The organism is Paenibacillus sinopodophylli, from assembly GCF_005930355.1.
Classification (GTDB): Bacteria; Bacillota; Bacilli; order Paenibacillales; family Paenibacillaceae; genus Pristimantibacillus; species Pristimantibacillus sinopodophylli.
Genome location: NZ_VDBO01000001.1, coordinates 1,487,641 through 1,501,667, shown reverse-complemented (window position 1 = coordinate 1,501,667; position 14,027 = coordinate 1,487,641). Strand labels below are relative to the sequence as shown.

The 14,027-nt window shown below is 39.2% G+C and carries 13 protein-coding genes, 1 tRNA gene and 1 pseudogene; 12 read left to right on the top strand and 3 right to left on the bottom strand.

From position 1 onward, the window contains the following. The first annotated feature begins 839 nt into the window (after positions 1–839). The 9 genes and pseudogenes from FGT79_RS31005 to FGT79_RS06895 all read left to right on the top strand — a co-directional run bounded on the left by FGT79_RS31005 (position 840) and on the right by FGT79_RS06895 (position 8,501). Positions 840–995, top strand: coding sequence for a hypothetical protein (locus tag FGT79_RS31005; protein ID WP_171056108.1), 156 nt, complete (start codon positions 840–842; stop codon positions 993–995). A gap of 24 nt (positions 996–1,019) precedes the next feature. Then, complete coding sequence (locus FGT79_RS06930; RefSeq protein ID WP_138751990.1) at positions 1,020–1,541, top strand: YcxB family protein; 522 nt, start codon at positions 1,020–1,022, stop codon at positions 1,539–1,541. An 83-nt stretch (positions 1,542–1,624) separates the two neighbouring features. Beyond that, a complete protein-coding gene (locus FGT79_RS06925) occupies positions 1,625–1,825 on the top strand; it encodes a hypothetical protein (RefSeq protein WP_138751989.1) in 201 nt (66 codons plus the stop codon). 571 nt (positions 1,826–2,396) lie between these two features. Continuing rightward, positions 2,397–2,963: a recombinase family protein gene (locus tag FGT79_RS06920; RefSeq protein ID WP_138751988.1), complete on the top strand. Its 567-nt coding sequence runs from the start codon at positions 2,397–2,399 to the stop codon at positions 2,961–2,963. A gap of 503 nt (positions 2,964–3,466) precedes the next feature. Continuing rightward, positions 3,467–5,158 carry an ATP-binding protein gene (locus FGT79_RS06915; protein WP_138751987.1) on the top strand — a complete coding sequence of 564 codons (1,692 nt, stop codon included), beginning with the start codon at positions 3,467–3,469 and terminating at the stop codon, positions 5,156–5,158. 310 nt (positions 5,159–5,468) lie between these two features. Beyond that, positions 5,469–5,921 carry a hypothetical protein gene (locus tag FGT79_RS06910; protein ID WP_138751986.1) on the top strand — a complete coding sequence of 151 codons (453 nt, stop codon included), beginning with the start codon at positions 5,469–5,471 and terminating at the stop codon, positions 5,919–5,921. A 214-nt stretch (positions 5,922–6,135) separates the two neighbouring features. Next, positions 6,136–6,777, top strand: a complete 642-nt coding sequence (locus FGT79_RS06905) for a restriction endonuclease (RefSeq protein ID WP_425464986.1) — start codon at positions 6,136–6,138, stop codon at positions 6,775–6,777. Positions 6,778–6,826: 49 nt separating this feature from the next. Further along, positions 6,827–7,189, top strand: a complete 363-nt coding sequence (locus FGT79_RS06900; protein ID WP_138751985.1) for an epimerase — start codon at positions 6,827–6,829, stop codon at positions 7,187–7,189. A 167-nt stretch (positions 7,190–7,356) separates the two neighbouring features. Beyond that, positions 7,357–8,501, top strand: a pseudogene (locus FGT79_RS06895) (IS3 family transposase). A gap of 242 nt (positions 8,502–8,743) precedes the next feature. Here FGT79_RS06895 and FGT79_RS06890 read toward each other — a convergent pair. Continuing rightward, positions 8,744–8,827, bottom strand: a tRNA-Leu gene (locus FGT79_RS06890). Positions 8,828–8,908: 81 nt separating this feature from the next. Further along, positions 8,909–10,894: an AraC family transcriptional regulator gene (locus tag FGT79_RS06885; protein ID WP_138751984.1), complete on the bottom strand. Its 1,986-nt coding sequence runs from the start codon at positions 10,892–10,894 to the stop codon at positions 8,909–8,911. Positions 10,895–11,191: 297 nt separating this feature from the next. Here FGT79_RS06885 and FGT79_RS06880 point away from each other — a divergent pair, with 297 nt between their 5' ends. The 3 genes from FGT79_RS06880 (at position 11,192) to FGT79_RS06870 (ending at position 13,298) form a co-directional block, all read left to right on the top strand. After that, positions 11,192–11,767 carry a xanthine phosphoribosyltransferase gene (locus FGT79_RS06880; protein WP_138751983.1) on the top strand — a complete coding sequence of 192 codons (576 nt, stop codon included), beginning with the start codon at positions 11,192–11,194 and terminating at the stop codon, positions 11,765–11,767. 103 nt (positions 11,768–11,870) lie between these two features. Continuing rightward, complete coding sequence (locus tag FGT79_RS06875) at positions 11,871–12,290, top strand: Rrf2 family transcriptional regulator (protein WP_138751982.1); 420 nt, start codon at positions 11,871–11,873, stop codon at positions 12,288–12,290. A 111-nt stretch (positions 12,291–12,401) separates the two neighbouring features. After that, positions 12,402–13,298, top strand: a complete 897-nt coding sequence (locus tag FGT79_RS06870) for a divergent polysaccharide deacetylase family protein (RefSeq protein WP_246096187.1) — start codon at positions 12,402–12,404, stop codon at positions 13,296–13,298. Here the strand turns inward: FGT79_RS06870 and FGT79_RS06865 are convergent. Continuing rightward, complete coding sequence (locus FGT79_RS06865) at positions 13,263–13,964, bottom strand: N-acetylmuramoyl-L-alanine amidase family protein (protein WP_138751981.1); 702 nt, start codon at positions 13,962–13,964, stop codon at positions 13,263–13,265. The genes FGT79_RS06870 and FGT79_RS06865 overlap by 36 nt on opposite strands. Positions 13,965–14,027: the final 63 nt, after the last annotated feature.

Below are 14,027 nucleotides of genomic sequence, written 5' to 3'. Positions count from 1 at the left end.
CTCAAAAAATCCATCAAGATCACAAGCAAAAGCTTGGATGGCTACTGGATGGAAGGTTGTCGATGGCTGGAGCTTTGCATATGGCGAAGTAACTTTCTTACGAAAAGACGATAAATGATTAGTTTCACGAAGGTTAAAGCTGGTTGAAAACATCTAAAAGTGATTGGGCTATATGCGCTCCATATCTTGATCCTAAGAATAAGCAAGCTACTAAGACTAGATACGCCTTTTTATATTCATTGCCATATTACAGAAGAGTCAGTTCGTACCAAGGTTTTTGCGAAGTAACTTTATCAAATAATCATATTTCCTTAAAAGAATTGTGAGAAAATGAATACAGCATATTTATAATCTATATCCCACAAACAGATGAAGAAAAAAATCTGAGTCTTGATGTTACTTGGGTTAAAAAGACTAGGGTATTTACCGAATCATTAGAAATCAAAGAATTATCTGAATGGATTAGAATTATCGTAATAAAGGTTATTGAAATACATTTCAATCTGGTAAAACTTAAACGCTTAGTTCGATTTATTGATAGTTTGGAAAGAGGTATTGGGTATGAATGATAAGCTTATAAATCCTCAATGTAGGTGTGAGGAAATTGGTTGGAGTAGATTAACACGTGATGCTAGACTATTGCCAAAGATAAGGTTTTTACGTTTGGGTTAACTGTGATTGCTGAAGTTTGTACTAATTGTAGTCTAACTTTTTCTATGAGATTCGATGCTATTGATGACCTGATAAAAGGGTTGTTTTAAAGTGGATGGATTACATTCTTCATGCACTAAAGCGACAATTGAGAAAAATAGTAGAAGGTTTTTCGGAGGGTTCGGACGATGCATATGACAGAGCGTTCAGAAATCGGATTTTATGATGCCAATTGGAAAGAAGTACCGAAGGAACAAGCAACAGCCGTTATTATTCGCGAACTAGACGAAGCTGGCAACGTTGTGAATGTGGTAACGATGTTTAAGAGCTTACCGAATGTTTAAACTCTAAATCTTAAGGAGTGCTAAATGGATTCTCAAGAAAAGTTATCAGTTAAAGGCAAGTTATCTTATCAAGATTATATGGACTTTCAAGTACTGCACAATAAAAATAAGAACTTACTTCAATTTGTAAATTTATTTGTTATTTTTATGCTTACAGTTCTAATAGTATCATCGTTTAATGTGAGTGATTTGCCAATGTACATAGTAATAGGTTTAATGGTTAGCGGTTTATTTACTTTAGTTACTGCAATTTTTGCAACCATCAAATATAAAAATGTATTTAAGAGCGATAGGTTATTACAGAAGGAATATTCTTATTTTATTGGAAATGATGGAATTGGTATTGAATCCGAAGTTGGTAAATGGGAAATGAAATGGAGTGATGTTTATCAAGCTAAACAAAACCACAAACTTCATTCAATCTTAATTGCTAAAAATAAGGCATTGATTATTCCAAGATCATTTTTCGCAAACTCAGAACAGATAAAGGAATTTGAAACTTTGCTTCGGAATAATTTATCGGTTAAACAGTATAAAGTGAAATAGATAGAGATGTGATAACAAATTGAATAGTCAGTAACGACAAGTTGTTAAAATGAAAGTTTGCTTTTAATAGGAGGTCGGAAAAATTGAAGAAAAAACAGCGGAGATTTATAAGTGGTGAGAAGGTTGCCTTTCTGAACCCTATAGATGGAAACATGTCTGAAGGTGTTTTACGAAGATATTTAGAAATTGATGAAGATGAGGATCAGGAGGACTATCGAGTGCGGATAGAATGGGAAGGTAAAGAAATTGATACGTTTGAATATCATGTAAGTAAACTTAATTGAGGATCAATGGTCAATTGCATCCAATAATGAAATGGTATTCTATTGCGCTTAAAGGTCAAGTATAGTATTTGCAAAAGACATGATTAGCTAGCCTTTGACGAAATCATTCATATTCTAAAACTGTATCTAATGCTGTGCGAACGTAACGATTGCTCACAAAAAGCTTGAGAAGATTAGACGCTTTATACCGAAAGAGCTGATTGAGTTTCTACGAAGCCAATAGTGTAATGAAGGTGTATGATTTATGGAAGATATTGAAAACAAACGTTCCACTATCTATGAAGTGTGGCTGTAGCTCTAACGTAAATACTATATTGGTTTTAGAAAATACGATGAAGTTGGCAACGGTTAACGTTTAAATAATGCTTATGAGTTTTGCTAGAATAAAGAACGTTAAAATGAGTTTCTAAAACGATGGTTTATGATACATAATATTGGAACATCTAAAATTGTAAGAATACTGCTAATTTCAAGTTTAAAATGTATCAAAACCCATATCAAAATCAATGTATTTTTAAATACCGTTTAGTGATACGATTGTCCAAGACAGTAAACGGTGGAGGATGATAAAGTGATTTATGGGTACGCGAGGGTTTCAACAGTGGATCAGACAATGGACTTGCAGATTGATGCATTGAACAATTACGGAGTCCAGAAGATATTTCAGGAGAAGGCAAGCGGTGCTAAGGACAACAGAGAGCAATTGCAAATTGTTCTAGATATTCTATGTGTGGGTGATATGCTCGTAGTTTATAAACTGGATAGGCTAGCACGATCTACAATTAAATTAATTCAGGTGCTTGATGATATTCAGGGGAAAGGCGCTCATCTAGTTTCTGTTAATGATAACATTGACACTACAACCGCAGCTGGGAAAGCATTATTTGGAATGCTTGCAGTGTTTGCAGAGTTTGAACGCAACATCATTATAGAGCGTACACAGGCCGGTTTAAAGGCAGCAAGAGCAAGAGGTCGCGTAGGTGGTAGGCCATTGAGTGATCAGAACAAGGTTGCCAACGCATTGAAACTATACGATGCCGAAACTCATACAGCTAAGGAAATTGAAGAATTAACAGGAGTTAAAAGAGCCACGTTGTACAGAGCGATTAATAAACGTAAAGAGGTAGTAGAAGGATAAGCCTTCTAACTTTAGCTAAAAATCCTGTATTCAAATGTATGTTTAAACTGCAAGCGAAAGGGATGCAGGACAGTCATACAAAGATAACCTAATTCAGAAGATGAATACCGATCATATGCATGAGATGACGATTAGATATATCAAACACAGCCATGCTTAATAAAATAGCATGGCTTCATTAATATACGTAGACAAGCAAACATAGCCTTCATAAATAAAACTCCACTTTTAAAAGACATGTATCTTGAGGGTGGGGGGTACTTTCTACCTTTTGAATCAAAAGGCTTTTCCTAACAGAGGGTAGCACTTACAGAGTCAGACTAAAAAGAATCCAACGCACTCCACTCATCATATGGTACTATTTAACAAGTGTATAATTATGATATTCGATTTACGTAAGGAAGTTATATGAAACACTACATCTATTATATGTAAGTTTTCATATAGAATTTATATTCAAATTTCATTCAATTAATTTAGCGTAGTATAAAAGGAGGATCTTTTTGAAAACAACATTTAAACCGAAAGTTAACCCTAGTCGTGAATTTTTAGAAATTGCTTCAGATTTTTCAAATCCCTTAGATATTGTACGTGAAGCTCTATCAAATTCATTTGATGCAAAAGCATCAGAGATTTTTATTACATTTTCAATAACTACAGAACGTGGTGTCAAAAAACTTAAAATACTGCTTCGAGACAATGGCACAGGCATGGACTATAAGGGGATAGAGTCATTTTTTGATTTGGGTAACAGCTTACGAAAGGAGGTTAAGGATGAAGACCCTTTTCTAATTGGGGAAAAAGGGCATGGTACAAAGATTTATTTTAATTCTGAACGAATCGTAGTTGTTACAGGGACAAATGAAAAGAAATTCTCATGTTGCATGAATAATCCAATAGGATCTTTGTATGATGGCATTGTACCAGACGTTGAAGTCGAGGAAAGCCAAGAGAGATTCGAGGGTACTTTAATAGAAATAACAGGATATAATAATAATGAAAGGGACGTTTTTACACATGATCGCTTAAAAGACTACATATATTGGTTTACCAAATTCGGCTCGTTCGAAGGACAGTTTGGTGAGCATCCATATAATAATGTAACTCTACATTTACAAGGAATTGATCGAAGCACACATGAAATTTTAAGATTTGGTCATAAATTTCCAAACGAATCGGAGAGTTTAGATAAACTGTTGAACGATCATTTAACTGATGCACCTGACTATTTTGTGAAAAAATTTGTATTTGAAGGTAACCTTCGAAGATACCCTGATATAAAATATCAAGCTATTTGGTATATAGAAGGAAATAAAGCTAAACGGATCGTTAATAACATGTTAAAAAGAAGTGGTTATCAAGCTCCAAGTGGTGCATATACCGTTCAAGAGAGGTATGGAGTATGGTTAGCTAAAGACTACATACCTGTTCAGCAAAAAAATGAATGGATAAATAAGCGAGGTAGTGAATCAACAAAACTACATGCTTTTTTTAATTGTCAGGATCTTAGGTTAACGGCAAATCGAGGGTCTGTAGATAATACCTCAGGGGATATTCTAGAGGAAATAAAAAACACTATCAACGAACACTATACTAAAATTACGGAAAGTGACGATTGGGGAAACATGGAATGGCTTGAAGAACAATCACAAGCGTATCAAAGTGAAAGGAAAGAAGAAAAAGATTTTGAAAAAAGAGCAAAACTAATTAAGTCTGCAAAAACTGCTGAATATAAAGACATTACCTTACGTGAACCACGTCAAGAGCAAGGTGTGTTTTCAATTTACCATGCTATAAATATTTTAGAGCCGCATTTTTTTCCATTTGAAATTATCGACTATGATACACACGCAGGCATTGATGTGCTAGCACGCTTAAGAAATTCAGGTGTTGATTTAGAGCGTTCCTATTTGCGTTTTGTTGAATTTAAAAATGTTTTGAAACATAATTTTAATCATTCATTCAAACGCCTTTATGGCATTGTGTGTTGGAATTTGCAAATAGTACATGATGAAGTAGTCACAGACGCATTTGGTTTCAATCGTAAGTTACGATGTGTTCCCAGCTCTTCAGAGGGTACATATACGCAATATTTTTTAGAAGATGAAAGGGATCCACATCGAATTGAAATCATAGTATTAGAAGAATATTTGCAAGAACGCTTAGATATTCAGTTTAGACGTGTAAAGTCTTAAACCATAATAATAATGTTTTGAAAAACTAACTAATAGCTAAGTAATGATATATAAACGAAATGCTATTATCAATAAAACAAGCTTTGCATTAAAAAGAGGCCATTACTCAGTTAAATAGTATATGGCTTCTTCATCGATGGTTTATATTAATGTTTCAGTTGCATATCATACTTCGGTTTTATCTGATACATAAAGAAGCATTATAAGGTTATTATTGTATTAAAGGATGGGCTGATGGACTTATTGAAATTGCCCCAAACATCATTTGCTACTTTTCAACAAGCTGTATGACTATGCATTAGATGAATTTTTGAAGACATTATTACAACTTATTCCTGCTTGTGTGCCTAATAATGAATTAAAGTCACAAACTAATTTTGAGTGGTATGAGGAACCAGTAGGTACAACATGGACATTAAGTAGAGTAAATGAAGATTACATACATATTAAAATTGTTTCTTATAAAGACATTGACCATAAGCAAGACCAGGAAACAGAAATTGATTTCACATGCCGAACGATTGATTTTGTTGGAAAAGTTGTGAAAATCTTGGATTTACTTATAAAAACGCATGGTATCGTAGGGTTCAAGGAATGTTGGCATGAACATGATTTTCCTAAATCCAGTTATTTGAAGTTAAAGAACTTCTATATCACGAGTACTACTTACTGTGTATTTGAGTATGAGGATAAAGGCTGTCCACTTGCTAAAACGGACATTAATAAGGACATTGAATTGTTATTTCGTGACATACAATCTTGATAAAAGAGCAACTCTATCTATGCATCATCAATTGATGGTGCTTTACTTATTCCTATGAGAGTGTCTGGAAAGTCTATGAAACTAACAACTCTATTCTAGTTCGGAAAATCGTGGTAATATTTCACTATTAATATAGTAGTGAATTGAATGTACTAAATTCCATTCATCATATTCATTGGATCATAAGTTGTAAGTTGATATGGAGGTTTCTATTGTGATTGGTTACATAGTATTATCATTAATTATCGTTTTTTGTGTGGCAGCTATTATTGGGATTAAAATCAGAAATAAAACGGAAATGAAGAGTTCTAGTCAGCCAATTGAAGGAAGCTATAACCTAAATGAAATTGAAATTACAGATATTGATGAGATGGAAGACGGCTCTGAGTTTAAAATGTATCTGTATAGGCTTCTGATTGAGCTAGGATACTCAGGCGTTTATAAGACGACAAACAGCAGAGATTTTGGAGCAGATGTGGTATTCACTGATCGTGAGGGCATAAGAAACGTGGTACAAGCGAAGCGTAACATCGACCCTGTTGGTATTAGCGCTGTTCAGGAAGTATTCTCATGTATGCGTTATTACAAAGCCAAGAAAGCCATTGTAATAGCTTCTGCTAAGTTTACCGAACCATGTGAAACGCTTGCTGGAATCAATCATGTGAAGCTGCTTGATAGAGCTGATTTGATTAAGATAATTGAAGCGTTTAAGGAAGATGATGTTCGAACGGCTAAGGATATGATTGAAGCAGAGCCAAGAATGATCTTAGAGTCTTGGTTTGAAGCAAATAGTACTGTCTTGCATGAGATTAGGAAGGACTATAAGGCAGAGAAGCTTGTGAAGTCAGTGATGTAAAAGTGAATTGAATTTCGCGAAGAAGCAGTTTAATATTTTGGAGGAACTTATGAGTAGAGAGCAGATAGATTTTCTAGGTCAAGTTTTGATGTCGGGAGTCAGGGATCAATCAATTACTTTTTGGGAAAAATTGATTGAAGGAAAAATGAGAGGCTCCATGTCTAAGAAAATAAATGAAAGCTATAGTACGGAACAATTAGAGATATTATCTTACATAATATCTCAGGTTGTAGATACGACGCTTCATAACTTGTTATGGACTATAGAACAAGAAGATAAGATTCATCTAAAAGTTCAATTGGATGATGAAGAGATAGATATTAAAAGAGCTAGCGATGGTTTGGCTGGCGAACTTTACACAGAGGATGGCTGGATTGTTAAGTACAGTGAGAAAAGATATATCGAGCCTTGAGCAACTTGTATGATATACGTTAAGTTACATAGGGGCAATTTATGAGGGATTTTTAGAAAACACAACATTCAGTCAGCAGGTTATGTAAAGATTTCAAATGGTAATGACCTCGCTCCGAATAGATGGACACAAAGAAAACCTCTATAATAAATCATGGAGGGGTTCATATGGGAAAACGGAAGAAATTTGACAAGGCATTTAAGGAGCAGGTAGTCCTGCGTATATTGGCTGAAGAATCAACAGCTTCTGAAACAGCCAAGGAACTAGGCGTACATTATACGACGGTTAAAGACTGGGTAAAGTTGTATAAACAAGACGGCGAACAATCCTTTCCAGGCAGTGGAAATCTTAAAGCAGAAGATGAGGAAATACGTAGGCTTCGTAAGCAACTCGCTGATCTCAAGGAAGAAAACTAAATTCTAAAAAAGGCGGCAGCCTACTTTGCGAAAAATCTGAAGTAAACACGTTCAAGTTCATCTATGAACACCGCTTCGAATTTCGGATTGCAAAGATGTGCCAGGCTCTCCATATCTCTCGAAGCGGCTATTATGCTTATATTAAGCGACCTGAAAGCAAAGGTAGTGTTGAAAATCGGAAGTTGCTAGATACGATTCGAAATATCCATCATGAAAGTCGTAAGATCTACAGGTCGCCGCAAATTACAAAGAATCTACCGCCTGACCAGAAAGCTAGCCGAGGCCGTGTAGCCCGTCTCATGCAAGAAAATGGAATCCAGTCTAAAGTGGTCAAGAAATACAAGGCCACAACGAATTCTAAACACAATTTACCTGTCGCGGATAATCTTCTAAATCAAAATTTTGAAACAAAAAAACCACGCGAGAAATGGTTAGCAGATATCACGTATATTCCTACCGATGAAGGCCGGCTCTACCTCGCGGGAGTTATGGATCTGCATGGCCGCGAAATCGTAGGCTGGGCGATGGACAGCCGTATGAAGGCCTAACTCGTCTCTTCTGCGTTAAAACAAGCCATAGGACGCGCCGGCGCAGTTAAAGGTTTAATCGTCCATTCTGATCGTGGTGTTCAATATGCCAGCAAGAAATACCAACGTCTCCTGAAGAAACACGATTTCGTCTGCAGCATGAGTCGCAAAGGTAATTGCTACGACAATGCACCAATGGAATCTTTCTGGGGGAAACTCAAAATGGAATGGCTTAATGAGCGTAAATTTAAGACTAGGGCTGAGGCCAAAAAGGCTGTATTTGAATACATTGAGCTGTTTTACAATCGACGGAGAACGCATTCCTCCAACAATTACATCCCGCCATTACAGCGTTTTGAGGCGGTTTAATGATTAGACTAACGGTTGTAATGAGGCTTTTTTGCTGTCTACTTTATTAAGGCAAGGTCAGTTTTTATATAACCTATCCTGTAGAAAATCCTTAATCGCAAATTTTATCACCATAACAAAAAAGCACACCTCCAACTGTTTTTGAGAAACAGTAAGATAGTGTGCTAAATTTCAATAATGGAGTTCCTACAAGACCACTAAATCATTGACCCTGTGGATAAGTCCAATTTCTTCAATAAGGATGCGGTCAAGAGGACTCGAACCTCCACGGTTGTTACACCACTAGAACCTGAATCTAGCGCGTCTGCCAATTCCGCCATGACCGCATATCACTGTAACGACGAAGATTATCGTAGCATGAGTGAAGTGGTTGAGTCAACCCGTTTGTAAATGTTTTTAATTATTTATTAGGATTTGCTGTTTTCAAACGCTTTTACAATTTCCTGAATGCCGTATTGATTGGCTAGCGGGGCTTCTCCGAAAAGATGCCATTCTTTGCTTGTATCGCCTGTGCCGACTACAAATACCTGATTTTTCTTTACGGCAGTCATTTGATTCCATATGCTGCTTTTTAACAGGTTGTCGTAAGTTGTTTTTGTGTCCGTGCTATCTTCGTAAGATTGAACCAACAGCATGATATAGTCTGGATTGTATTCGATCATTTTCTCCAGCGACACTTCGAGGACGCTTTCTTCCTGTGGGTAGGCTTCGACCTTTTTCAACCCCAGATCATGATGCAATACTGCGCCGCGTGCGTTCTGTTCTCCAATGATGTAAAATTGCTTTTCGTTTACCATCATAAGCATGAAAGTCTGATCCCCGGCAATAGAGTGAATTTTCTCCTTAGCGCTCGCTGCCACTGCTTCGTAATCAGCAATTGCTTTCTCAGCAGCATCCACCTTATCTAGTACCTTGCCCATCTCAAGCAAATTCAGGCGCCAGCTCTGATCAGGCAGCATGATCGTAGGTGCAATTTTCGTTAGTGAGTCATAATCATTCTGGATTCTCCAATTCGCGCCTAAGATCAGATCCGGCTCCGTAGACAATATTTTCTCGTAGGGAATATCAAAACCCGGACCTAGCTTCACAACATCCTTAAAGCTGTCGCTGAGATACGCAGGAAACTCAGCATGTGCATTTAAGGCCGCGACAGGCGTAATGCCGAGTGCGAACAATAGCTCTCTATATTGAACCGGCAGACCGACTATTCGCTGCGGATTCGCTGGAATCGTGACGTCGCCTTTCATTGTAGAGACCACTCTGGTCGCATCGCCCGCAACATTAGGACTCGCAGATGCCTCAGATGTTAGTGTTGGCGAGTTAGATGTGCCGCCAGCCACATTTCCGTTCGTACTCGTGCCTGTCTGGCATGCGGTTAGGATCAGTGTCAAACAGATCAGCATAACTGCTGCCAAGGGTGGTTTCTTGCTCGTGTACATGTGTAAAACGTCCTCTCTGCTAATATGATAATAATTATCATTACCAATATAGCTGTCAATGTTATTTGCAACAATGGACTTTTCGGACAGTTGAAATGGATTATGGGGCCAATCGGACTGCTTACACCCGTGCATTCTGAATGCAATGGGGGATAGACCTGTTTGTTTTTTGAACATGCGGCCAAAATAATATTCATCCTGGTAACCGACAGATGCTGCTATTTCATGCAAAGTAGCTTCGGTATGCAGAAGCAGCTCTTCAGCTTTGTTCGTACGCAAATGCATGAGATATTCAATTGGGCTTTTTCCAGTATGTGCTCGGAATAAGCGTGTGAAATGCCTTGGACTGCAATTCCATCTACGAGCTAATGCATGGACTGTGATTTCTTCTTTATAATGTTCATTCATATATCGGAGCGCTTGCTCAACGGGACTAGCTGCAGCGGTAAGCGGTTGATGTCCTTCAAGCTGGCTTAGTAGTTCCTGAATGAATAGATAGAACAGCCCTTTCGTTTGAAGCTTTCCGTTTATTTCGGAGTGTTTCCACTGGTTGTCCATCTGCTTGATTATATCGTACAAATACATAGCATCTTGCGGCTTGAAATGATAAGGGACTCCGAATGGGTTGCAGCTCTCCATTAGCTTCTGCAGTCCGCGGCTTGCGGGTAAAGCCAGCATTGCTTTGTACAAGATGAGATAGTATTCGAACTCTTGCTCTGTTAGTTGAATGTTCATTCGCATCCCTTTGCCAGCATGCAGTAAATGCAAGGGTTTCAGCGCATATTGCTCGCCTTCAAGTATGATACGCGCACTGCCGCGTATGCCAAATAGAAACCCGCTGGATGGCAATTGATAAAAAACAGCTGTATGTTCTTTCGTCATTCTCATACGGCGAATGTCTATTATTCTAATAAAAGCCTGGTTCCAGAGCAGGCTATGATCATTCCAATTCATTATGTTCACCCTTATGTCAAGACGTCTGTACGCATAGGCTTATTGTAGGTAGTAACCGTTAGCAGCGTCAATGAAATCTATAAAAATAGAACAACCGCATCTATCCACTCCATTTGCCGTATGAACAATGCCTGAAATTTATGGTTTCGGGGGACAATTCCAATCATAGTCGGTATCTATTTCACTTTATACGGAGTGTGCTATACTTTAATAATGTAGTTTCGAAAGATTAAAGAAGATATCACAACGATTGTGAAAATTTCATTATTATTTATATGTAAAAATGGAGGAACGATTGTGAAGCAATTGGAACAAAAAATAGTGGAAGACGGTATTGTTTTAAATGAGAATGTACTAAAAGTGGATTCCTTCCTGAACCATCAGGTTGATCCGCAGCTTATGCATAGCATTGGACAAACCTTTGCAGCGCTCTTTGAAGCCGAAGGAGTGACGAAGGTGCTCACTTTGGAATCTTCAGGCATTGCGCCTGCAGTTATGGCTGCTCTGCAAATGAATGTGCCGCTTCTATTCGCACGCAAACGCAAGTCATTAACGCTGAAGGATGACTTGTATACGGAGAAAATATTTTCCTTCACGAAGCAAGAGGAAAGTGAAGTTACGGTTTCGCGGAAATTTCTATCCTCTGAGGATCGGGTACTTATTATTGATGACTTTCTAGCTAACGGTGATGCGGCGCTTGGACTAGCGAAAATCGTAGAGCAAGCGGGAGCCGAGGTTGCAGGGATCGGTATCGTAATCGAGAAAGCCTTCCAACCTGGAAGAAATAAGCTAATTGAGCTTGGCTATGTTGTTCATTCACTGGCCAGGATTGCTTCACTCGCTGGCGGGAAAGTAACGTTTGCTCCTAACTAATTGGAAGGATAATGCGAGGGCTAATTGACAATTGAATCTTCTTGTAACTATAATGCTTACATGATGATTCCGTTCGGTGTTTTCAATACAGGGGGTGATCGCGTTGACTAACAATAGGTTTGCAGTAGCCGTTCATATTATGACATTGCTTGAGTCGGACAAGGGAACACGAATAACTTCAGACTATATCGCAGGCAGCGTGAATACGAACCCTGTCGTCATTCGCAGAATAATGGGACTATTGAATAAAGCTGGTCTTGTTGCTACCAGTGCAGGCATCGCAGGTGCCGTCATCACTAGGCCGGTGAACGAAATTACGCTTTATGATATATACATGGCTGTTCATAATAATGGGCAGGATGAGTTGTTTGCGATTCATGAGAAGCCTAATCCGGATTGTCCGGTTGGCAGAAATATTCAATCCTCGCTGGAAACGGCCTTTACCGAGGCACAGAGAGCGATGGAGGAAAAGCTGGCAGGCATCACGTTAGAGCAGATTACAGCTGATGTCATGAGCAGGTAGAAGTTGTGTTTGTAGAGTTAGTGATAAGTCTCTTCGGAGGCTTATTTTTTTCCGCATAATTTCCAGCATTTTCACAAACAATGTTAATAAAAGGTGAGAGGTGAGTGCAGCATGAGCATACAGCAAACGGAAACGAATCAGGAAATGAAGGAAGCATGCCGAAATTATCGAATGCGATCAGTTGCCAAAGTCGCAGCAGCGGCTGTTATTTGCAGCCTCCTATCGACAGTTGGCAGCCCCAGCAGCTATGCATTGTCAGCGGAATTCGCTAAGAGGCAGGTAGAGGTGTCATCTCAAGAAAAGCGTACGGTGGCTGTCGTTATTGACGATTTCGGCAATGGCATGAATGGAACCCCGGAGATGATGAAGCTTCCGATCCATATAACAGCAGCGATTATGCCGTTTATGCCGACAACGAAGCAGGATGCTGAGGAAGCTCATAGACTGGGTCATGATGTTATTGTACATATGCCAATGGAACCGAACAAAGGCTTGAAGAAATGGCTGGGTCCGGGAGCGCTGACGACAGATTTGAGTGATGATGAGGTGCGGAAACGGGTTGAGGATGCGATTAATGATGTCCCGCATGCTATTGGCATGAACAATCATATGGGCTCAAAGGTAACGTCTGATGAGCGAATGATGAGAATCGTGCTGGGTGTTTGCAAGGAGCGGGGTTTGTTTTTTCTAGATAGCAGGACGACCTATAAGACCGTAGTTCCCAAAATAGCAGAGGAGCTTGGCGTGCCGATTGTATCGAATGACGTATTTCTTGATGATGTGTACTCCGTCCAGCATATTTCCAAGCAGATCGGCGTACTGCGCAAGCATTTGGAGTCGCACATAAGCTGCATTACGATTGGACATGTAGGACCTCCTGGGAAATTCACGGCGTCAGTTCTCCAGCAATCCATTCCTGTTATGCAGCCTAATGTGCAATTCGTGAAGCTGACAGCGCTTATTCAAGGACAATCAATGAACGATCCACTTGTATTGCCTAATCCCTGAAGCAATCGCTTCGGCAACTTGTTGCTGTCCTGCGGGATCTGTGAGCATGGTACGGTCAGACATACTGCTAATAAAGCCCATTTCTACAATGACAGCAGGATTCTCAACACGTTTAAGCAAATAAAACGGCTTTCCTTCACGTGGAAGGTAGGCCTTATTCTGCTGTCGGTTTAACGCGTCTTGGATACAGAATGCAAGCAGCGAGCTCTCGCCGCTGCTTTGATGCAGTACGAGCGGGCCTTTCTCCGTTGGTTTTTTGGACCAATTGACATGAAGGCTGATGAGCAGCTCGTTCTCAATTTCCTCAGTAAGCTGCCGTCGCTGTGATAAATCCTTGCGATGCCTTGAACGTGTGACATGCCAGCGATTGTCATCGCTTAATGCATAATCACCATAGCGATTCAGTACAGCAGGGATATTATGGCTGCGAAGAATGAAATAAAGCTTGCGGGCAACGGCTAAATTAATGTCTTTCTCCAAAATTTCGGCCGAGGTTGCTCCTCCATCAATACCACCATGTCCGGCATCTATAATGACTACAGTAGAGGGCAGAGCCCAATCCTGCTTGGAGCCGACCGGCATGAGCGGCCAGGCAAAAACACTAAGGGAGCCGCTGCATACGGCAAGCCATATAGCGGTAAAGCTTATTGCCAGTTTCTGAAACATAGTAAGTGGTTCCTCCATGGTGGCTTTGACGTATGCTTAGCGTGGCTTTTTGGAGGATAACTC